Below are 20,537 nucleotides of genomic sequence, written 5' to 3' on the forward strand. Positions count from 1 at the left end.
TACGTTGGCTGATGAATAAATTCATCATGTTATTGTTTGTTTGTTCACGCTTTGTTTGTTTAGTTTTCAAAGAGCAAGGCAACTTCTTTTGATTCTTCCTCTTTGCAGCCTCGCGACGAGCTGAACATATTCTTCTTGAATAAGCTCTGGCGCAGGAGCAATTATAAGGTTGCATCGTGAAGTTTATTAAGTTCGCCGCTCAGAAGCGACTTTATCAATATACCATGTTAACCACTTTCGTGTCAACATCTTTTTTTACCCGCCGCTCAGAAAAGTTTTTTTAAGAACTTATCGTGGCGACGGATATTAATATACCAAGTAATTTAGCATTGGTCAATAGGTTTTTTGTTTTTTTACAATAATTTTTCTCCAACACAGTAATATCGATGATATATCCCTTGTCCTTTGGTCTCTACGTTTACTACTTCGATAAAATGCTTCTCTACTAAAAACTCTACAAGCACTTCCAGATCGACTGAATATGGCAATACTTCAGCTTCACTCATCATTTGATCAAAAGACCAATATTCCCTGCCCTCAAGAATTTCAAGGAGATGAGCAGCCCCCATATGAGTCCTTGAATGAATTAGAAATTCGCTGGCAAGAAATAAAAGCTCCAGCCTTTTCTCCAAAGATTCCTCACTATTGACCAGTTCTTCATATAACTTAAAGATTTCAGGCTCTATTTGTTTAACCTGCTGCCAAACCGTAAGTTCCGAGTGAAACCCATTTTCTATCACAGATAACCTAGCCAGATGATGAAGGGAATGCACAACGTGATTATAAGCATCAAGATATTGGCGATTTTCAAATAAAGCTCTTCCATCCACATAGCGGCGGATTAACTTTGCAAACTCAATCCCCATTTTTAATTTGCGGCCGTAAAAAGGAAATTCCCGGAGTTCTGTTTTTAGCCTTGATACATACTCATTTCGATCAAATAAAACCTTTGAATCATTTAGCCACTCAAATATTTTTCGATTGGAACCCAGCATAAGCCATTCATTTAATTGGGCTTCAGATACAATATGCATTGCTGCCTTTTTATCATTATAAGCATAGTGTTTGATAAATAGGGGCTGGTCTGCTTCCTTTACAATAAGAAGCAAAACCGCATCAAACGAATCTGTTGTATAGTAAGATTTCTGCTTTTTTTCTATCAGTAATACTCCCAAGGTATTTAACTGACTGGCTCTTTCCTGATATATAGGACGAAGGATATCCTCCATTGTTCATTCCTCCATTTATTTTCCGATGGGGTGGCGGATTATTTTAAAAAACAAATTATAAACTTTTTTTTATTTAATTCACAGGCTTATACTTTCGACAGTAATAAAAAAAATCCTTCTAAAATCCCTACGAAGTTAAGCGCCATCCATTTTTCAAATCGTTTAATTATGTTATAGTCTTTTTCAGGAGGGACGTTTGATGGCTAAATACTCTAATAAAATAAATAAAATCCGGACATTTGCCTTAAGCCTTATCTTTATAGGATTTATTGTTATGTATGGCGGTATCTTTTTCCGGACTTCTCCCGCAATCATGACTACTTTTATGATTTTAGGTCTTCTTTTCATTATTGCGAGCACTGTTGTTTACTTTTGGATCGGTATGCTCTCCACCAAAACAATCCAGGTTGTTTGTCCGAGCTGCGGCAAGCCTACAAAAATGCTTGGCAGGGTTGATATGTGCATGCATTGCAACGAGCCCTTAACTCTGGATCCTCAACTTGCAGGAAAAGAGTTTGATGAAACTTATAATCGAAAAAGAAATCAAAAATAGCTAACCCGCATCACGGGCTAGCTATTTTTTAATTAATTTTTCAAACAAGAGAAAACAAATCATGAATATAAAAAGAAAAAGCCGAAATTATCGACTTTTATTTCTTATTAATGCGCTTCTTTTACTGCACAATCAGGGCAGGTTCCGTAGATTTCCATTCTGTGATGGCCTACTTTGAAACCAGTTACGTGAGAAGCGAGATGTTCTACTTCATCGAGTCCGGGATAACTAAAATCGACGATCTTTCCACATTTCTCACAAATGACATGGTAGTGGTCTGTAGTAATAAAATCAAAACGGCTTGATGCGTCTCCGTATGTTAGTTCCTTAACCAGGCCTACTTCGCGAAATACTCTTAAATTATTATAAACAGTTGCCACACTCATATTTGGGAACTTACCTTCTAAGGCTTTATAAATATCATCAGCAGTTGGGTGTGACATAGAGCTTATTAAATATTCAAGTATCGCATGACGTTGAGGAGTAATACGCACTCCAGTTTCTTTCAACGTATCCAAAGCTTCTTTTAATTGGGGTTGTGACATCGCCATGCACCTCTTTCCAAAAAATATTCTTAGATTATAATTGTTATAATTAGTTTACTAAGAATTCAATCCTTTTGTCAATAAAATAACCAATATATACACGTTCTTCGCAGTTATTCCCCATGAAGCAGCTTATCTGTTACTCCAAGTTTTTCATTAACAAATCTTGCGGATACAAAAAGCAAATCGGACAGTCTGTTTAAATAAGCAAGCACCAGCGGGTTGACTTCATCTTCCAGTCCAACAGCACATCTCTCAGCCCTTCTCGTAATAGTCCTTGCTACATGAAAAGCTGCTCCGGCAGGATGGCCTCCAGGAAGAATAAAATTGGTCAGGGCAGGGAGTACACCATCCCATTCATCTATTTGCTTCTCCATGGTTTCTATATCAACCTCAGAGAGAGACCATTTCACTTCTTTCCCTTTTGGAGTAGCCAATTCAGCTCCCACATAAAAAAGAGTGGTCTGGATTCTGTGGAAAACCCGTTCAAGTTGATTCTTTTCAGTAAAACTTTCTTTTTCTAAGTAACTAAGAGCCAGCCCAATCATGGAATTTGCTTCATCACAGGTTCCATACGCTTCAACCCTCGCATCATTTTTGGAAACTCTTTGTCCATAAATGAGTGAAGTTGCCCCTTTATCCCCGGTCTTTGTATAGATCTTCATATCTTAGTACCCCCTTTCCAAATCAATCACATTGATAAAATCATTCCCGTTATTAATATATGTATGAAGATTATGTTTAAAAATTTCAAAACCTCTTGGCTGATATTTTTTTGTAATACTCGATAAGTGCGGAGTGACGGTTACATTGTTCATTTCCCAGAAAGGGTGCTCAGGTTTTAAAGGTTCATTTTCAAATACATCGAGATATGCATGCGAGATAAGCTCTTCCTCTAGGGCTTTTAACAGGACTTCTTCTTTCACCAAATCTCCTCTGCCTATATTAATAAATACAGCAGATTTCTTCATCAGCCTGAAATGATCCTCATTTAATAAATATTTTGTCTCACTTGTGCTAGGCAATACAGATACAATAAAATCCGGCTCAGATAAATGTTCCTCCAATTTATCAAGTTTAACGGTAATATCCGCAAACTCATTTGCATGTCCGCTTCTGTTGAAACCAATCACCTTCATACCGAAGGCCTGAGCCAGCCTGGCAATTTCTCCTCCAATAGCTCCAATTCCTAAAACCATAATCGTTTTGCCGGATAACTCAGCCATCGGCACTTTTCGGTCCCACTTTTTACTTATTTCATTTTCTCGCAGCTGTTTCCTTTGCTTTACATGCTCCAGCATCGTACCCAGGGTAAATTCAGCCATCGGGATTTTATGTATCCCACTGGCATTTGTTACAAGAATTCCTTTATCTGCACAAGCTGCAAATGGCATTCTTTCTAGACCTGCAGACAAAACCATAATCCATTTAAGATTTTTTGCCAGCTCTATATATTCTGGAGTTAAATCCTCGCCATATGTTAAAAATACTTCAGCATCTGTAAAAGCTTTTTCGGCATTTTTAATTCCTTTATAATACTCAATCTCGATATTTGGAAATTCATCTTTAAAATCCTTTTGTATTTCTTCTGAAGGAACAAATGAGGCCACTATTTTCATGATATACACTCCTAAAAAAAGCTTTTTTTCTATTATGATAACACCTGCTGAGGTTATTTTAAAAATTATAAAAATTAAACCGCCGAATACATAAAAAAGGCGGGCCATTGCTGGCCCGCAAATTCTATCTGAGGAGGTATGCCCTAATAAAATGATATTCAAAACTTGTTTCTTTGCATGGACATCCGCCTTTTTACAGAAAAATAGGCTGAAAAATTTAAAGTCTAAATTATAAATTTTCTTTAATAAAGTTCAAGGCTTCTTCCACATGCCCTTTCACTTTAACCTTTCTCCACTCTTTTGCAACTTTGCCTTCCTTGTCAATGACAAAGGTGCTCCGTTCAATCCCCATGTATTCTTTTCCAAAATTATTTTTAAGCTTCCAGACATCATATTCCTCTGCTGCCTTATGGTCTTCATCGGAAAGCAGCAAAAATGGCAGTCCGTATTTCTCCATAAATTTTTTATGCCGTTCAATAGGGTCGGGGCTAATCCCCAAAATAACCGCTCCCATTTCCCCAAACTGCTCATGCTGGTCGCGGAAATCACATGCTTCTGTGGTACAGCCCGGGGTCATATCTTTTGGATAAAAATAAAGAACCACATTTTTCCCTTTAAAATCTGATAATCTGACGGTTTCACCATTCGTTGCTTCTAAAGCAAAATCAGGTGCCATTTTTCCAATTTCTATAGCCATAAATACCACTCCATTTTTGATTTCTATATATAGCGTATCCAATCTTCCCGCCTAAAACAACTATTTTACTGCTGGCGGTTTATTCTCCATATTAGATACTGCTTTTGCCACGAATGCAGCGGGAATGGTATATCCAATTAAGGCTTCCAAAATGGCTATTGCTCTGCCAACTCCCAACGGTACGATATCTCCATGACCTACAGAAAATAAGGTCATCGCACTAAAATAAACACTTGATTCAATTGTTTCTATAAAATCAGAGGCAGGGCGAACCGTCCCTGTCTCACCCAATACAGGATGGCCATTTAAGTGGAGAAGTGAATATAAAAGAGCAAAGCCTATCATGACAGTCACATAAATTGTTCCCAAAAATAAAAAGTTCTCGATAGAGACAATCTTACCCTTAATCTTATATGGTTGAAAAAGAGTCCTTAAACTCATAAAAATACAAAAAATAATTAATCCTAGCAGTACATAGAACATCAAATCCCCTTCTTCCCTTTTCCCTCAGTTCATTGTATGTCCACACGAGTTAATAAATACAAAAAAGCACCAGGCTAGTACCATTAAAAAAACCAGACTGAAACAGCCTGGCTTTTTTATCATAAATATTAATTTCCGGCGCCTCTGTATTTTTTGACTCCTTGATTCCACAGAAATATAGAAACAGTAAAAAAGACAACCCCTATAACTGGTGTCAAAAAGGAGTAGAAGGTCCATTCTCTTTTCCCAAGAAAGAAAGCGGCTGGATAAACGCCAACGAAAGCAAACGGCAAAATCCAAGTAAGAACAAAACGGATTGCCTTATTATAAATATCAACAGGATACCGGCCGTAGTTCCCGATATTATACATCATGGGCATAATAGATGTCCTTGCGTCGGCCCAGAAGCTGATGCATGCCAGCATGACAAACACCCCTCCATAAACCAGAGCCCCTCCTATTACAAAGAGAAGAAACACAAACGGATCATACCAGTGCATTTCAAGTCCAAGCTTGATACCTGAATAAAACATAATTGCAATTCCTGTAACGGCTCCAAACAATGATTCCAGTTCAATACGCTCCAAAATAATTTGAAACAAGCTATGAATCGGCCTTGTAAGAATACGGTCAAATTCACCTTTTACAATATAACGTTCATTAAAATCCCATATATTAAAAAAGGACGAAAAAACAGCAAATGGAACGAGGAAAAATCCATAAATAAAAATAATTTCATTTCTGGACCAGCCAGCAAGCAAGCTGGTATGACCGAATACCACTAGAATAAAGATAAAATTGACGGCCTGTGAAAGCAAATCGGAAAAAATCTCAACGAATAAATCCGCCCTATATTGAAGCCTTGTCTTCATATACTGGGCAAGATACTGGAAAAACATTGATCCATAAAACATCTATTACCCTCCCTGAATGACAAGCTGTTTTTTTGCTAAACTCCATAAAACCTGAATCGGCAAGACCAAAATAATTACCCAGATAGCCTGCTCCAAAATTGCATGGAAAGCTGCCTGACGGGTGAATCCATTTGAAAAAATCATACTTGGAATATAGCTGATACCCTGAAACGGCAGGTACTTCATGATTCCCTGGGCCCAGCCCGGAAAGAAACTGATAGGCAAAAGAAGACCGGAAAATAAGTCAATTACCACCCTTTTGGCGCGGATCAAGCCGGAATTATTAAATAGGAAGAAGGTAGTAATCCCTGTCAGCAAATTCAACTGAGTATTGATAAGGAAGCTAAGCACTATGGAAACAGCAAATAGTCCCCATACAGCCGGATTCCAGGTGAATTTCACCGGAAAGATAAACGAAACAATCAGCATGCCAGGAACTGAAAAGAAAAACAATCTAAAAATACCCTCTCCCAGCCCCTGCATGGTTTTCATCATTAAATAACTGTATGGCCGGATCAGTTCTACTGCAACCTTTCCTTCCATTATTTCAACCGCCATCTCCCGGTCGATATTGTTAAAATAAAAGGCCCTTGCCATCCATGCAATAGCTACATATGTAGTCATCTGAACAACTGACAGTCCTTCAATTTGTGTTTTATGCCCGTAAATAGCTGCCCATAAAAAATAGTAAGCTCCAATGTTAATGGCATAAATTAAAATCCCTGTATAATAGTTAGTCCGGTAAGCAAGCATCATTAAAAAGCGAATCCGGATCATTTCAATATATTTATCCATTCAGGCTCACCCCTTTCATGAGACAGAACCCTTTTCATAGATATTTCGAATAATCTCTTCTGTTGAGATTTCATTGATCTTCATATCTCTTATTTGATAGGCTTCAGCAACCTTGGCGATAGTCCGGGAAACAAGCTCATTATCCTCAATCATGGCAGAGAATACCATTTTCTTCTCATCCAGTTCCCAGTAAACCGGCATCCCCCGGGTTAAATTTTGAACTGCATTCAATTCAGGGTCTTTTAAAAATTGAAACTGCAGTTCTTTCCCTTCACCCCATTTTTCCTTTAAACTGTTCAAAGCTCCATCATAAATGATATTTCCTTCATCAAGCATGATAACCCTTTGGCATAACGCCTCAATATCTGAAAGATCATGAGTTGTCAGCAAAATAGTTGTATTGTATTTCTCATTAATCTCCTTCAGGAATTCACGAATTTTTAATTTTACTAGTACATCAAGCCCTATCGTTGGTTCATCTAAAAATAAAAGCGGAGGGTTGTGGATTAATGCTGCGGCTAATTCACAGCGCATCCTCTGACCCAGTGACAGCTTTCGCACCGGCTTGTCCAAAAGCGGTTCAATATCGAGCGTTTTAATCACATGATTCATATGCTCGTTATAGTGAGCATCCGAAACCTTATATACTTTTTTCAAAAGCCTAAAGGACTCCTGAACAGCGATATCCCACCACAGCTGGGAACGCTGCCCAAAAACCACTCCTATTGTCTGAACAAACCTTTCCCTTTCCTGGTGGGGATTCATTCCATTTACCATAATCCTTCCGGAAGTAGGTGTCAGGATTCCTGTCAGCATTTTAATGGTAGTGGATTTACCAGCTCCATTTTCACCGATATAGCCCACCATTTCTCCCTGCTTTACAGAAAAACTGATGTCATTTACTGCCGGCACAATTTTATAATTTCGGGTAAAAAGATCCCTAAAGGCACCTTTTAATCCACTCCTGCTAGAGTAACCTTTAAATTCTTTGCGTAAATTTTCAACTTCTATGGCATTTTTCATCTTCATTTGATTCCTCCTGATGATGGGTTGTCCCCAAAAAATTAGTTTAGCCAATCCAGTGGTTTAACACAACTATCCTGATTTTTACAAACCTAAATTCTTTTTATGTAAGAATATAGGAAATTTTCGGATTAAAGAGACATAAGAATGGAACAGGCCAAAACGTTTTTAAAAGTGGTAGAATAGTGAAATATCATTTATAAGGAGGAAAAACATGCAATTCATAAACTCTGAAAGAATACATAGTGAAGCACTTGAACATATAGTTGGAGGAGTAAACAGCCCTTCCCGCTCCTTTAAAGCAGTCGGCGGCGGTGCACCAGTAGTAATGGAACGTGCTCATGGTGCCTACTTCTGGGACGTCGATGGAAATCAATATATTGATTATCTTGCAGCTTATGGTCCTATTATTACCGGTCATGCACATCCCCATATCACAGAGGCAATTAAAAAAGCTGCTGAAACTGGGGTGCTGTACGGAACGCCTACTCCCCACGAAGTAAAATTGGCTAAAATGCTGAAGGAAGCTATTCCGGGTATGGATAAGGTCCGTTTCGTCAATTCAGGAACAGAAGCTGTCATGACGACCATCCGGGTTGCCCGTGCCTATACAGGCAGGGACAAAATCATAAAATTTGCGGGCTGTTACCATGGGCATTCAGACCTTGTCCTTGTGGCTGCTGGTTCCGGCCCATCTACACTTGGAACACCGGATTCTGCAGGCGTGCCAAAAAGTATTGCGCAGGAAGTCATCACGGTACCCTTTAATGATATTGAGCCTTTTAAGGAAGCTCTTGAAAAGTGGGGGAATGAAGTTGCAGCAATATTAGTAGAACCAATCGTGGGAAACTTCGGAATCGTGGAACCGAATCCCGGATTTTTACAGCAGGTAAATGATCTAGCCCATGCGGCTGGCGCACTTGTCATTTATGATGAAGTAATTACAGCCTTCCGTTTTATGTACGGAGGCGCACAAGACCTGCTTGGTATAAGACCTGACTTAACAGCTTTAGGAAAAATTATTGGAGGAGGCCTTCCAATAGGCGCCTATGGCGGTAAAAAAGAAATCATGGAAAAAGTTGCTCCCCTCGGGCCAGCTTACCAGGCAGGAACGATGGCAGGAAATCCAGCCTCAACGCTTTCCGGAATCGCCTGTCTTGAGGTTTTAAAACAAGAGGGCGTTTATGAATACCTTGACCGTCTCGGAGCTATGCTAGAGGAAGGAATTCTAGCTGCAGCCAACGAAAACAGCATTCCTATCACTATTAACCGATTAAAAGGGGCTCTTACTGTATTTTTTACAAATGAAAAGGTTGAAAACTACGACCAGGCCCAAAATACAGATGGTGAAATGTTTGCAAAGTTCTTCAAGCTGATGCTTCATCAGGGGATAAATCTTGCACCTTCCAAATATGAGGCCTGGTTTATGACAATTGCACACACGGAGGAAGATATTGAGGCTACCCTCCATGCTGTGAACAATGCATTTTACTCACTTAAGAACGAATAAATATTCATTTTTTATGCAAAAAGGGTGTGGATAACACGCCCTTTTTATTTATACTATTTTTTGAAAACGTTTACATTTATACGTTATTTAAAAATTTTGCACCTTTTTTTTAATTTCGCATATCCAAATAAATGTATAATTATTTGATTTCTGAAAATTCTTATGATAATATTAAACTATTATTGTTTAACCCTTTAAATAGCAGCCTCGCTAAATAATAAACGAATAATAAGCCAACCCTTTTTTACCACAATACCCTATTAAGTAAACAACAAGATATCTTAGGAGGTGAAAGTGCTTTATAGGCGACATTCCTGTAGAGCCAAATCATGACAAAAAACTGGACCCCTTCTCTTTTTAAAGAATTTTATAAGCAGGAACACGATGCATGTGGTATTGTTGCTTGCCTTGAAAAGGAAAACATCCCGACATCAAAAAATATTTTTGATTGTATAGATGCATTGGTAACAATGAACCATCGTGCCGGCTTTATCAATGGTGAAGGTGATGGCGTAGGAATCCATATCGATATTCCGCGTGAACTTTGGCAAGCAAAGCTTGCAGATGCAGGTCTTAACCCTGAGCTTGCTTTATCTGAAGGTTTTATTGTTGGGCATATCTTTATCAGCAGTAAAACCGACACAAATCTCGTTAAAGAAGAACTTAAACGTAAGCTTAAAGCATATGGCCTTCAGCTCCATTTTGAAACAGACAGGGTAACGGATCCTTCGGCGCTTGGCCCAATTGCCATACAGGAAAATCCTTTATTCTGGCAAATAGCCTGCCTTTCGCCTCTAACCGGAAATGCACTATCAAAAGTTTTATTTGATGTATTAGTAGATTTAGAGCAAAATGAGGCTGTTCATGTTGCTTCCTTAAGCCAGCACCATGCTGTGTATAAGGTAATGGGAGCCGGAGATATTCTGCCGAAATATTACAGTGATCTAGCGAATCCATTGGCAGCTTCTACTATGACTCTTGGTCATAACCGTTATTCAACAAACACTTTATCAAGCTTTTTCCGGGTGCAGCCTTTCAGTGTGCTTGGCCACAATGGAGAAATTAATACCATTGCTAAGCTTAGGGATGAAGCAAAAATGATTGGAGTTCCTCTGGTAAATGGAGGAAGCGACTCCCAGGATCTTAGCCGTACAATAGAGACTTTAATTTGTCGGGATGGCTACACCCTGTTTGAAGCTATGGATCTTATGTTCCCTCCTATTATTAATGAAATAAAATCTTACCCTAAGCATCTTCAGGATTTATATACTTATTTGCGTGAAGGCTGGGGGCATTTTGCCCAGGGTCCTGCAGGTATCATATCCAGATTTGGAGACGAGGCAGTATTCAGCGTTGATTCGCTTGGCTTACGTCCATTATGGATGCTAGAAACAGAGACTTCTTTTCTGTTTTCTTCTGAACCTGGAATAATATCTTCCAGTGAGTATGTTAACGAACCAAAACCTCTAGCACCAGGCGAAAAGGTTGGTTTTAAATGGAATGGAAATAAACTTGCCGTATATGCCCATCCTTCCTACCAAGAGGAAGTTTACAAGAGGTATTCAAAGCGTGTCGATCTGAACAATGCAGGTAAGAGGCTTACTCCTCCTGTTTTGGAGAAGAAAGTGACAATGGCTTACTCGGATAAAATTCATAATGGCCAATATAAGTCCTTTGGATGGGAAAGAGACCATATCCAATTGATTGAGCAAATGGCCGAAAAAGGGGTTGAACCTATACGTTCGCTTGGCCATGATGCTCCGTTGGCTGCTCTTAATCCTGAACGGAAAAATATTCCGGATTATATTAAGGAAAGTGTTGCAGTAGTTACAAACCCTGCAATTGACCGTGACCGGGAAATGGAGCACTTCTCCACGAGGATAATTATTGGTAAACGCCCTAATCTTTTTGCCAGGGAAGCAGAGAGTATCGTACTTGAATTGAACTCTCCTCTTCTTCTTGAAGGCAGGGCAGGATTTGACTGTTCTGATGTATTAGGACAGCCAAGTTTCGACCAGCTGGCAGAGTATTTTATGACTAAGAAGGCTTCGGCATATCTGTCGATAACTTTTGAGGCCAATGAAGAAATTGCGGCTGCACTCGAAAGACTTTCCCAGGAAGCTGTTACCGCTGTTAAGGCAGGAAAAAGCTTCTTGATCCTGGATGATGCTAAAGCACATCAGGACAATAATTTGTGGATCGATCCGCATCTTGCAACTGCAGCTATTAGCCAGGCTTTGGTTAACGCTGATGTAAGACGTGATTGTTCCCTGGTACTGCGCTCTGCAGCCCTCCGTTCTTTACATGATATTGTTACAGCATATGGATTAGGCGCAGACTTAATTAACCCTTACTATATGTTCTTAACAGTACTTGATGAGTCGTTAAAACCACTAACCAATCTCTATACAGCTCTGACAAAGGGATTAGAAAAAGTCATCTCTACGATAGGTATTCATGAATTAAGAGGATATGGCCGCCTGTTTTCGGCAATTGGTTTAAATGAGGAGCTGGCAGAAGCCCTTGGAATCGTCAATTTCTTTGGCTCAAGCGAACTCGAATCTAATTTTACCAGCATGAAAGAAGATGCTATTGCCCGAGCTGCAGACTTCCAGAATGAAAAGGAACGGATCGGTAAGACTTTCCATCTGTTCCCGCGAATTTGGAAAGCAATTAGCGAGGTGGCTTCAACGGGTGATTATACCGCTTTTGGCGAAAAAATCACCGAACAGGAAACGGAGAATCCAACAACTATTCGTCATTTAACAGCTCTGAAAAGAAGCGGAGCCCCTTTTTCTCCTGAAAATGTAGATATTAGCGTTGGAGAGCACAGCCTTCCGTTCGTCATTTCTTCCATGTCCTTTGGCTCGCAGAATGAAACAGCATTCCGTGCCTATGCTGAAGGAGCTAACCGATTAAATATGGTCAGCCTGAATGGAGAAGGCGGAGAAATTAAGGATATGCTCGGAAAGTATCCAAGGACCAGAGGCCAGCAGGTTGCTTCCGGACGTTTTGGAGTAAACGCCGAGTTATTAAATTCGTCTAACTTATTGGAAATTAAAATTGGCCAGGGAGCAAAGCCTGGTGAAGGCGGACACCTTCCAGGTTCAAAGGTAACAGCCAAAATTGCTGAAGCCCGTAATGCAACCATCGGTTCGGATTTGATTTCTCCTTCAAATAACCATGATATTTATTCAATTGAAGATTTAGCTCAAATGATTCTTGAATTAAAAACAGCCAATGACCAGGCTAAAGTAGCCGTTAAAGTACCTGTTGTTCCTAATATCGGAACCATTGCTGTTGGTATCGCAAAGGCCGGAGCTGATATTATTACCCTCAGTGGTTTTGACGGCGGTACTGGGGCTGCAAGAATCCATGCACTCCAGCATGTAGGGCTGCCAGTTGAAATTGGTGTTAAAGCTGCTCACAATGCCCTTCTAGAGAGCGGACTCCGCAATCAGGTTGAGCTATGGGCCGACGGTGGAATCAAAAGTGCAAGTGATGTATTAAAAGTGATGCTCCTTGGAGCTAACCGTGTTGGTTTTGGCACTCTGTCAATGCTTGCTATCGGCTGTACTACCTGCCGCGGCTGTCACTTGGATACATGCCATGTTGGAATTGCTACTCAAATTGAGTCCGAAGCTCAGGCCAAAGATCATGGATTGCGCAGATTTGTTCCGCGCCAGCTAGATTTGGCGGTGCAGGGAATTATGAATCTATTTACCGCATTTGGTAACGAGCTAAAATCTCTTGCTGCCTCAGCAGGAATTAAAAATCTCCAGGATGCAGTCGGACGGTCCGATTTGCTTGAGCAAGTAAGCGGAAGTGAAAAACTTGATTTAACTTATTTGTTAAAGCCTCTAGAAATAACAGAGATCAGCAAATTTGAAGAAGCACTTTCTATGTCAGGTGTGAACGAGCAAATTGCTGTTGGAGCGGAATACCTGGATTCAAGTGTAGAACAATTAAATAGCTCACGGGAATTTTACAGCATCACATCTGAGCAGCGTGTTCTCGGAAGCAGAGTTTCCTGTCACCGTGTACGTGGCAGACTGGACGGAGCTTATCGTCAGCTTCCAGCCGTAAAGCTTGCTTACCGTAAAGGTTCGATTCCTGGAAACGGACTTGGAGCTTATAACAGTGAGGGAATTAATATCCTCATTAATGGAGGAGCTCAGGACGGAATTGGAAAAACCTCTCTTGGCGGAAGTATTGTGGTCCTCAAATCCAAAGGCAAAAATGGACGTTATTATAATGGCTCCGTTGGAAAAGGGTTTGGCTACGGAGCCCAAAAAGGACTTCTTATAGCACAAGGCAATGCAGATGCCAGAGCGGGAATTCGCCTTTCCGGTGCAGATATGATTTTTGGCGGACGTATTCTCACCCCTCTTTCCGAAACAGAAAACGGCAATATCGGGGCTAACGCCAATATTAAAGGGTTTGCTTTTGAATATATGACGAATGGCCGTGCTATCGTACTGGGTGACCCAGGACCATGGATGTGTGCTGGAATGACTGGCGGTGTCGTTTATGTCCGAATTCAGCCTGAGATGGGATTAACTAAAGAAGCACTTCAAAGAAGAATCGCTAAAGGTGCTAAGGTATCCCTCTCTCCTTTAGGAGATAAAGGCAAAACTGATGTTCAGGAGCTCCTCCAAAAGTATACTCAATTACTGTCAGAGGATGGCCAAAACAACGAAGCAAATGAAATTCTGTCCCTCCTAAAGAATCCACAGGAACACTTCCTGCAGATTCTTCCAGTTAAGGAACAAGCAGATCCATCCGTATCGACTGAATGATACTAAATCAACTAAAACTCGGGCAAAGTGGTGCCCGGGTTTTTCTTTTAAACGTTCTGTTAATTGAAAGGGAATCTGCGACACGGGCATATGAAAGTTTACAGAGCACAAAAAACAAAAATCACCAATATCGGTTATTGCTTGAAACTGACCCCTATTCAATGTATAGTACAATATTGTTTAATCTTTAGGAAAAGAGTTTATAGTAACAATAAAAGTTTCAGGAAAGGAATTATTTTAGAATGAAATTAGGCGCCCGCATCCTTAAAACGGGAATAGCAATTGTATTATCATTGTACTTAGGGCAGCTGCTCCATTCCCCGTCACCAATTATGGCAGGGATTGCAGCCATCTTTGCCGTGCAGCCTACTATTTATCGTTCGTACCTGTCTATTATCGAGCAAATACAGGGGAATGTAATTGGGGCTTTACTTGCTATGTTTTTTGTACTTACATTAAGCAATCATCTTATAGTTATTGGACTTGCAGTTATCATTGCTATTACACTCCATTTAAAATTGAAACTTGAAGGGACAATTGGTTTGTCTCTCGTAACACTTGTGGGTATTATGGAAACACCAGGCGATAACTTTATCCAGTTTGCCGTGGTTCGTTTTTCAACTATTATGCTGGGAGTTATTGCAGCATTTGTTGTAAATCTCGTTTTTCTTCCTCCCAAGTATGAAAATAAGCTTTATTATAAAATATCTAATACAACAGAAGAGATATTGCGCTGGATTCGTTTAAGCACGCGAAATGCTTCTGACCACAACCTTTTACGAAATGATATTGACAAATTAAAAGACAATATCATTAAAATTGGGCAGCTATATTTGATGTACAAGGAAGAAAAAAATTATTTTAAGCGAACTGATCCTGTAAAATCCCGAAAACTGGTTCTTTACAGACAAATGACCTATACAACCAAAAAAGCATTGGATACCCTGAAACGGCTTCATCGATTTGAAAATGAACTTCATGCGCTCCCTGAGGAATTTCAGCAGTCGATCCAGACCCAGCTAGATTGTATAGTGAATCATCATGAACAGCTTATGCTGCGGTTTATCGGAAAAATCCGTCAGCAGGCTGTAATCGAAGAAGGAGCTTTTTGCCTGGATAGGAAGGAACTTTTTGACCTATTTATTTCCCGCAAGGAAGCTGCTAACGAAAGTGGAGAAATGCATTTTTACCACACTATGCAAATTGTTGCATCAATTATTGATTACGGAGAACAGGTAGAACATTTGGAAAAACTAATTACAACTTTCCAATCCTATCATCAGGGTGTAAACGAAATTTCTATCGAAGAAGAATCATTGCAATAAGAAAAGCGCAAGCGCCCGTTTTTGCGAAGCAACTAACCTGAGTAAACTTCATGAGACGGCTTCTCTGAATAAACGGCATGCAGCTTTGCGACGAGCTGAGCATATGCTTATTTGAAAAAAGCTGTGCGCAGTAGCATTTGAGTTCGAGGTTCACTTATCTTAGGGAGAAGCGGGATGGACACTAGCTGGTGCTGGAGCTAGTCAATTATAAGGGTTAAAATTTATATCTTTTGAATATAAAAACCGCAGCGGAAATTATTCTGCTGCGGCTTCTTCTTTTTGTTCGAGCTGCTGAACCTGAAATAGTTTATAATAGCTCCCCTGCTTTTTCATTAGCTCGTCATGTCTTCCTATTTCAACAATTTGGCCATGTTCAATTAATACTATCCTGTCAGCATGCGTTATGGTCGACAGGCGGTGAGCAACAATAAAGGTTGTACGGTCCTTAGCTAGTTCTTCCAAGGATTCCTGTATAGAGTGCTCACTCTCCAAATCAAGAGCGGAAGTGGCTTCATCCAAAATGAGAATGGGAGGATTTTTAAGAAAAACCCTGGCTATTGCAACCCGCTGCTTTTGTCCTCCAGAAAGCTTAACCCCTCTTTCACCTACCCTGGTATCATACCCTTCTGCAAGACCAACAATAAATTCTTGGGCATTGGCCGCTCTTGCTGCTTCGAAAACTTCTTCTTCCGCAGCTTCAGGCTTTCCAAGGAGGATATTTTCTTTTACAGACTCACTGAAAAGTATGTTATCCTGAAAAACTACACCAATCTTATCCCTCAATGATTGAACCTGGAAGTTTCGAATATCAATCCCATCCAGCAATATCCTTCCCTCTGTGACATCATAGAAGCGAGGTATAAGGCTTACGAAGGTTGACTTCCCTCCACCACTCATTCCCACAAGTGCAATTGTTTCTCCACTTTTGATATCAAGGGATATGTTTTTTAGAACCATTTCATCATTTTCATTATAAGAAAAGCTTACATTATCAAAGGTAATGTCCCCTCTTACATTTTTACATTCCAAAGCATTTGGGGGATCGACGATATCATATTTTTCATCCATAAATTCGAATACCCGGTCCATACTTGCAAACGACTGGGTCAAGGTTGTAGAGGAATTTACTAATCTTCGGAGCGGGCTATAAAGCTTGTCTATATAGGCAAAAAAAGCAATCATTGTTCCTAAAGTCAGATGATGGATAATAACTAAGTAAGCAGAATAGCCAATGACCACCAAAGGTGCGATATCCGTTATTGTGTTGACCACCGCGAAAGACTTCGCATTCCAGCTTGTATGCTGAAGAGCTTTTGTTAGGAAATTCTTATTTTGCTTGTCAAACTGCTTCTGCTCATATTTTTCAATGGCAAAGCTTTTGATAACTGACATACCCTGGACTCGCTCATGTAAATAGCTTTGTACTTCAGCAAGAGCCTGAGAACGGATTCTAGTCAGATTCCGAAGATTTCCGAAAAAGTAGTTGACGGTAAAACCATAAAGCGGGAAAAGAACAATTGAGACTAATGTTAACTTCACATTCATGGAAAACATAATTCCGATTGCAATAACAATTGTAGCTATATCAAGCCATAAATTCATCAAACCAGAAATGACAAACGTTTTGGTTTGCTCCACATCATTAATCATCCTTGAGATAATTTCCCCTGACCGTGTGTTTGAATAATATTTAAAGCTAAGCTTTTGAATATGCGTATAGAGCCGGTCTCTTATTTCATATAAAATTTTACTGGCAGTCCATTGGGCAAAATACTGGCGATAATACTCAATTGGCGGCCGAAGAACAACGAATATCACAATCATGACTACCATTAAATACATTAATTTAGATATTTTAACATCCTGGGACAAAGAATGATTGCCAATAATATCATCCACCACGTATTTAATTAACATGGGTATAATCAGAGGAATAGCAAATTTAATCAGTCCAATAATGATTGTGCCTATTATTTGAAGACGGTAGGGCTTTACAAATTCAAGATACCTAAAAATATTCCTCAAGCTTATTTCTCCTTCCCTGTAAAAAAGCGCTTCTGCGCCGAAGGCAGATTTAGTTATAAAATTAATATTTTTTACATTCTACACCTAAGATAGTCTGCTATATCGCCTATAGATGTATATTTTCGTAAATATCATACAAAAGCCTGTTGATTACCGACATCAACAGGCTTAAAAAACGAAAGATATTTAACCCCTATAGGTCAAATAACGTTCATACCAGGTATCAATAAAGTCAGGGGCGAACGGTCCTTTTCGCTGGCGAATCCAGCGAATTAATTTTTCAACATTCGCTTTTAGAATCTGGTCGATTACTTCGGGATAATTCATTTCACGGCGGTGGCGCTCATATTCGTCCTCATCAAGAAGATTAAAGGTCATATCCGGAAAAACTTTAATATCTAAATCATAATCAATATATTTAAGAGCTTCTCCATCAAAAATAAACGGAGAACTAATATTGCAGTAATAGTAAATTCCGTCTTCCCGAATCATTCCAATCACATTAAACCAATATTGGGAATGGAAATAACAAATAGCCGGCTCCCTTGTAACCCAGGTTCTTCCGTCAGATTCAGTCACAACAGTCCGGTCATTACCGCCAATCACCAAATTCTGCGATCCTTTCAGGACAGTTGTTTCTTCCCACACCCTATGGATGTGCCCATTGTGTTTATAGCTATGTATTTGCATTGGCTCACCTTCGATGGGTACGCCCATGATTTCTCCCCTACCTTCATTTCTCGAACGCTTTGCAACCTATCCTATTCCGCTCAAACCGACAAAAGGCAACAAAGTCCAATTCCTTTTTTTATTATTATAACGGTTAGTCCGGGAATTTAAAACAAAAGAGCCATTGAAAATCAATGACTCTTTAAAAAACATGGTATTTTTTTATTAAAAAGATCTTACCCAATGATAATTTCATCTTTCTGACAATAGGAGGAAATAACTTCTTCTGTTTGTTTTTCAAACGTTTTCTGTATTTCCTTTAATTCCTCTTTCATACGTTTTACTTCTAATTGGACACTTTCCAGTTCAGTCCCATTCTGGATTTGAAGGAGTTCCTCTTCGATTTCCTGGCAGCGTTCAAGTTCTGATTGAAGGAAAAGTAACTTTTCCATAGTCTTCATTTGTTCTGCAACCAAACGGTTAAAGTTTTCCATGCTCCACCCCGGCCATTTATTTGTTCCTTAAGTAATTCTCCGATAGGAACCTTTTTCCTTTGACTATTTATGGCGATAAGATGGAAGTTTTGTCGAAAAAGAAATCTCATGTTTCCTTATAATATGTAAAAAATCTTTTCAGAAGGATTAATGGAAGTGCGGAAGTTAGAATTTAAAGAAAGCACCCCTCGAGGAGTGCTTTCAAATCTAAAGATGATTATTGTTGGCCGAATTGGCTGCCGCTTTGGCTTTTACGAGACTCAGCTTGCTGATTTTGACGTCTAACTTCAGCAGCATTTGTTTCGCTGCCAAACTCAGTTCCAAATTGGCCTTGGCTTGATTGGCCTTGGCTTGATTGGCCTTGAGAAGCTTGTTGGTTTTGGCGTCTAACTTCAGCAGCATTTGTTTCGCTTGCGAACTCAGTTCCAAATTGGCCTTGGCTTGATTGGCCTTGAGAAGCTTGTTGGTTTTGGCGTCTAACTTCAGCAGCATTTGTTTCGCTTGCGAACTCAGTACCGAATTGACCTTGGCTTGATTGGCCCTGGCCAGCTTGAGCGTTTTGCTGTCTTACTTCCTGAATGTTAGTACCTGCTTGAGTTTTGTTAGGCTGTTGGTTGAATTTAGCCATTGTAATCACCTCCACGCTCATTAATTTAACCAGGTGAGCGGAAGGTTATCCTCTATTTTATTGGTAAAAAACACCAAAGTTTCCCTATACCAATAAAGAAATTCCGCCATCAACAATGATGGTTTGCCCTCTGATCATACTAGCCTGATCAGATAGGAGAAACATTACGCTATTAACAATATCAGGGATTTCCACCATTTTTCCTGCAGGAGTTTTTTGTCTCGCTTCCTCAAGAAGTTCTTCCCGATTTGGAAAATGCTTAAGAGCCTCTGTATCCACCGCTCCTCCAGAAACAGCATTTACCACAATATTTTTTGGTGAAAGTTCTACTGCGAGGTATCGCGTTAACGCTTCAAGAGCGGCCTTTGATACACCAACAGTGGTGTAGTTTTCAAGATAACGAATAGAACCGAGTGAACTGATGCTGACGATTTTACCGCCCCCGTTTCTTTCCATCAGTCTTGCTGCCTCCTGAGCACAGAACAATAATGCCTTACTGTTAATATTCATTGTCCAGTCCCAGTGAGATTCTTCCAATTCCATTGCAGGGCGCAGAACCCCCGAAGCTGCATTATTTACAAAAATATCAAGACGTCCGAATTCCTGCTCAATTTGAGCGAACATATCTTTAATCTTGGCTACATCGCCAACATTGGCCTTTACAACTAAAACCTTACGGCCAAGCGCTTCTATTTTTTCTGCTGTTTCCAGCGCCGACTTTTTGCTTCTGGCATAATTAATTACCATATCATAACCGGCTTCAGCAAGCCTAATAGCAGTTGCCTGTCCAATCCCTCTGCTGCTTCCGGTAACTAGTGCTACTTTCTGTGTCATATGCTTACCCCTTTAGTATTTTTGATTTGTTTACATTTTATCTTTTTGAGGTATAGAAGACAATTCAAACCTAATAATAAAAAGAAGTATGTGCCTTTCATAGGATAAAAATGAAAGGTGATTACTCTATGATAGGAGGAGCTAAAATGTACGTAGGCAGGGATATGACTGAATTATCAATGATGTCAATTAAGGATTGGAAAGACAGTGAACTCGCCTTTTTTCATCATTCACTTCAACAAATAACTCCCTATCTTAATAGCGAGGGCCAAACTATTCACCGTGAAATAATAGAAGAAATAGAAAATAGAGGCGGCATGAAACGAAACGAAGCGGATTGGGCACACGGAACCGAAGTTACTTATGATTAAAATATTGAAACCATTTTGGAGCAA

General features: G+C 39.7%; 19 protein-coding genes. 5 read left to right on the forward strand and 14 right to left on the reverse strand.

Going from position 1 to position 20,537, the window contains the following annotated elements; translation table 11 throughout:
- Positions 1-353: 353 nt before the first annotated feature.
- Positions 354-1,229 carry a nucleotidyltransferase-like protein gene (locus G8761_RS22345; protein WP_166030170.1) on the reverse strand — a complete coding sequence of 292 codons (876 nt, stop codon included), beginning with the start codon at positions 1,227-1,229 and terminating at the stop codon, positions 354-356.
- A gap of 196 nt (positions 1,230-1,425) precedes the next feature.
- Between G8761_RS22345 and G8761_RS22350 the strand changes: the two genes are divergently transcribed.
- A complete protein-coding gene (locus G8761_RS22350; protein ID WP_207789310.1) occupies positions 1,426-1,782 on the forward strand; it encodes a YgzB family protein in 357 nt (118 codons plus the stop codon).
- A gap of 107 nt (positions 1,783-1,889) precedes the next feature.
- Here the strand turns inward: G8761_RS22350 and perR are convergent, their stop codons facing one another.
- From perR to G8761_RS22390, 8 genes are all read right to left on the reverse strand, one after another.
- Positions 1,890-2,327, reverse strand: coding sequence for a peroxide-responsive transcriptional repressor PerR (gene perR, locus G8761_RS22355; protein WP_166030172.1), 438 nt, complete (start codon positions 2,325-2,327; stop codon positions 1,890-1,892).
- A 113-nt stretch (positions 2,328-2,440) separates the two neighbouring features.
- The gene (locus G8761_RS22360) at positions 2,441-2,992 is read right to left on the reverse strand and encodes a cob(I)yrinic acid a,c-diamide adenosyltransferase (RefSeq protein ID WP_166030173.1); all 552 of its coding nucleotides are present in this window, start codon (positions 2,990-2,992) and stop codon (positions 2,441-2,443) included.
- 3 nt (positions 2,993-2,995) lie between these two features.
- Positions 2,996-3,946, reverse strand: coding sequence for a D-2-hydroxyacid dehydrogenase (locus G8761_RS22365; protein ID WP_166030174.1), 951 nt, complete (start codon positions 3,944-3,946; stop codon positions 2,996-2,998).
- Between the two features lie 229 nt (positions 3,947-4,175).
- Positions 4,176-4,643, reverse strand: coding sequence for a thioredoxin-dependent thiol peroxidase (gene bcp / locus G8761_RS22370; RefSeq protein WP_166030175.1), 468 nt, complete (start codon positions 4,641-4,643; stop codon positions 4,176-4,178).
- Positions 4,644-4,703: 60 nt separating this feature from the next.
- Complete coding sequence (locus tag G8761_RS22375; protein ID WP_420800278.1) at positions 4,704-5,126, reverse strand: ion channel; 423 nt, start codon at positions 5,124-5,126, stop codon at positions 4,704-4,706.
- 128 nt (positions 5,127-5,254) lie between these two features.
- Positions 5,255-6,040: an ABC transporter permease gene (locus G8761_RS22380; protein WP_166030177.1), complete on the reverse strand. Its 786-nt coding sequence runs from the start codon at positions 6,038-6,040 to the stop codon at positions 5,255-5,257.
- A gap of 3 nt (positions 6,041-6,043) precedes the next feature.
- Positions 6,044-6,835, reverse strand: coding sequence for an ABC transporter permease (locus tag G8761_RS22385; protein WP_166030178.1), 792 nt, complete (start codon positions 6,833-6,835; stop codon positions 6,044-6,046).
- 15 nt (positions 6,836-6,850) lie between these two features.
- Positions 6,851-7,858 (reverse strand): ABC transporter ATP-binding protein, encoded by a 1,008-nt coding sequence (locus tag G8761_RS22390; protein WP_166030221.1) that lies wholly within the window; start codon positions 7,856-7,858, stop codon positions 6,851-6,853.
- Between the two features lie 214 nt (positions 7,859-8,072).
- Between G8761_RS22390 and G8761_RS22395 the strand changes: the two genes are divergently transcribed.
- The 3 genes from G8761_RS22395 (at position 8,073) to G8761_RS22405 (ending at position 15,492) form a co-directional block, all read left to right on the forward strand.
- Positions 8,073-9,368, forward strand: coding sequence for a glutamate-1-semialdehyde 2,1-aminomutase (locus G8761_RS22395; protein WP_166030179.1), 1,296 nt, complete (start codon positions 8,073-8,075; stop codon positions 9,366-9,368).
- Positions 9,369-9,697: 329 nt separating this feature from the next.
- A complete protein-coding gene (locus tag G8761_RS22400) occupies positions 9,698-14,167 on the forward strand; it encodes a glutamate synthase-related protein (protein WP_166030180.1) in 4,470 nt (1,489 codons plus the stop codon).
- Between the two features lie 242 nt (positions 14,168-14,409).
- Positions 14,410-15,492, forward strand: a complete 1,083-nt coding sequence (locus tag G8761_RS22405) for an FUSC family protein (protein WP_166030181.1) — start codon at positions 14,410-14,412, stop codon at positions 15,490-15,492.
- Positions 15,493-15,747: 255 nt separating this feature from the next.
- Here the strand turns inward: G8761_RS22405 and G8761_RS22410 are convergent, their stop codons facing one another.
- From G8761_RS22410 to fabL, 5 genes are all read right to left on the reverse strand, one after another.
- A complete protein-coding gene (locus tag G8761_RS22410; RefSeq protein WP_166030182.1) occupies positions 15,748-17,517 on the reverse strand; it encodes an ABC transporter ATP-binding protein in 1,770 nt (589 codons plus the stop codon).
- 186 nt (positions 17,518-17,703) lie between these two features.
- Positions 17,704-18,234, reverse strand: a complete 531-nt coding sequence (ntdP, locus tag G8761_RS22415) for a nucleoside tri-diphosphate phosphatase (protein WP_027321011.1) — start codon at positions 18,232-18,234, stop codon at positions 17,704-17,706.
- A gap of 188 nt (positions 18,235-18,422) precedes the next feature.
- A complete protein-coding gene (locus G8761_RS22420) occupies positions 18,423-18,680 on the reverse strand; it encodes a YgaB family protein (protein WP_166030183.1) in 258 nt (85 codons plus the stop codon).
- 217 nt (positions 18,681-18,897) lie between these two features.
- Positions 18,898-19,308 carry a gamma-type small acid-soluble spore protein gene (locus tag G8761_RS22425; RefSeq protein ID WP_166030184.1) on the reverse strand — a complete coding sequence of 137 codons (411 nt, stop codon included), beginning with the start codon at positions 19,306-19,308 and terminating at the stop codon, positions 18,898-18,900.
- Between the two features lie 84 nt (positions 19,309-19,392).
- Positions 19,393-20,142, reverse strand: a complete 750-nt coding sequence (fabL, locus tag G8761_RS22430) for an enoyl-[acyl-carrier-protein] reductase FabL (RefSeq protein ID WP_166030185.1) — start codon at positions 20,140-20,142, stop codon at positions 19,393-19,395.
- A gap of 146 nt (positions 20,143-20,288) precedes the next feature.
- On the opposite strand from fabL, the gene G8761_RS22435 reads away from it, so the two are divergent.
- Positions 20,289-20,513, forward strand: coding sequence for a hypothetical protein (locus G8761_RS22435; protein ID WP_166030186.1), 225 nt, complete (start codon positions 20,289-20,291; stop codon positions 20,511-20,513).
- The last annotated feature ends 24 nt before the right edge of the window (positions 20,514-20,537 follow it).

This window comes from Neobacillus terrae (assembly GCF_011393025.1).
GTDB lineage: Bacteria > Bacillota > Bacilli > Bacillales > Cytobacillaceae > Neobacillus_A > Neobacillus_A terrae.

Coding starts and splice junctions, on each gene's coding strand:
- G8761_RS22345 (WP_166030170.1), bottom strand. CDS start 1,229: ATGGAGGATATCCTTCGTCCTATATATCAGGAAAGAGCCAGTCAGTTA.
- perR (WP_166030172.1), bottom strand. CDS start 2,327: ATGTCACAACCCCAATTAAAAGAAGCTTTGGATACGTTGAAAGAAACT.
- G8761_RS22360 (WP_166030173.1), bottom strand. CDS start 2,992: ATGAAGATCTATACAAAGACCGGGGATAAAGGGGCAACTTCACTCATT.
- G8761_RS22365 (WP_166030174.1), bottom strand. CDS start 3,946: ATGAAAATAGTGGCCTCATTTGTTCCTTCAGAAGAAATACAAAAGGAT.
- bcp (WP_166030175.1), bottom strand. CDS start 4,643: ATGGCTATAGAAATTGGAAAAATGGCACCTGATTTTGCTTTAGAAGCA.
- G8761_RS22375 (WP_420800278.1), bottom strand. CDS start 5,126: ATGTTCTATGTACTGCTAGGATTAATTATTTTTTGTATTTTTATGAGT.
- G8761_RS22380 (WP_166030177.1), bottom strand. CDS start 6,040: ATGTTTTATGGATCAATGTTTTTCCAGTATCTTGCCCAGTATATGAAG.
- G8761_RS22385 (WP_166030178.1), bottom strand. CDS start 6,835: ATGGATAAATATATTGAAATGATCCGGATTCGCTTTTTAATGATGCTT.
- G8761_RS22390 (WP_166030221.1), bottom strand. CDS start 7,858: ATGAAAAATGCCATAGAAGTTGAAAATTTACGCAAAGAATTTAAAGGT.
- G8761_RS22395 (WP_166030179.1), top strand. CDS start 8,073: ATGCAATTCATAAACTCTGAAAGAATACATAGTGAAGCACTTGAACAT.
- G8761_RS22400 (WP_166030180.1), top strand. CDS start 9,698: ATGACAAAAAACTGGACCCCTTCTCTTTTTAAAGAATTTTATAAGCAG.
- G8761_RS22405 (WP_166030181.1), top strand. CDS start 14,410: ATGAAATTAGGCGCCCGCATCCTTAAAACGGGAATAGCAATTGTATTA.
- ntdP (WP_027321011.1), bottom strand. CDS start 18,234: ATGGGCGTACCCATCGAAGGTGAGCCAATGCAAATACATAGCTATAAA.
- G8761_RS22420 (WP_166030183.1), bottom strand. CDS start 18,680: ATGGAAAACTTTAACCGTTTGGTTGCAGAACAAATGAAGACTATGGAA.
- G8761_RS22425 (WP_166030184.1), bottom strand. CDS start 19,308: ATGGCTAAATTCAACCAACAGCCTAACAAAACTCAAGCAGGTACTAAC.
- fabL (WP_166030185.1), bottom strand. CDS start 20,142: ATGACACAGAAAGTAGCACTAGTTACCGGAAGCAGCAGAGGGATTGGA.
- G8761_RS22435 (WP_166030186.1), top strand. CDS start 20,289: ATGTACGTAGGCAGGGATATGACTGAATTATCAATGATGTCAATTAAG.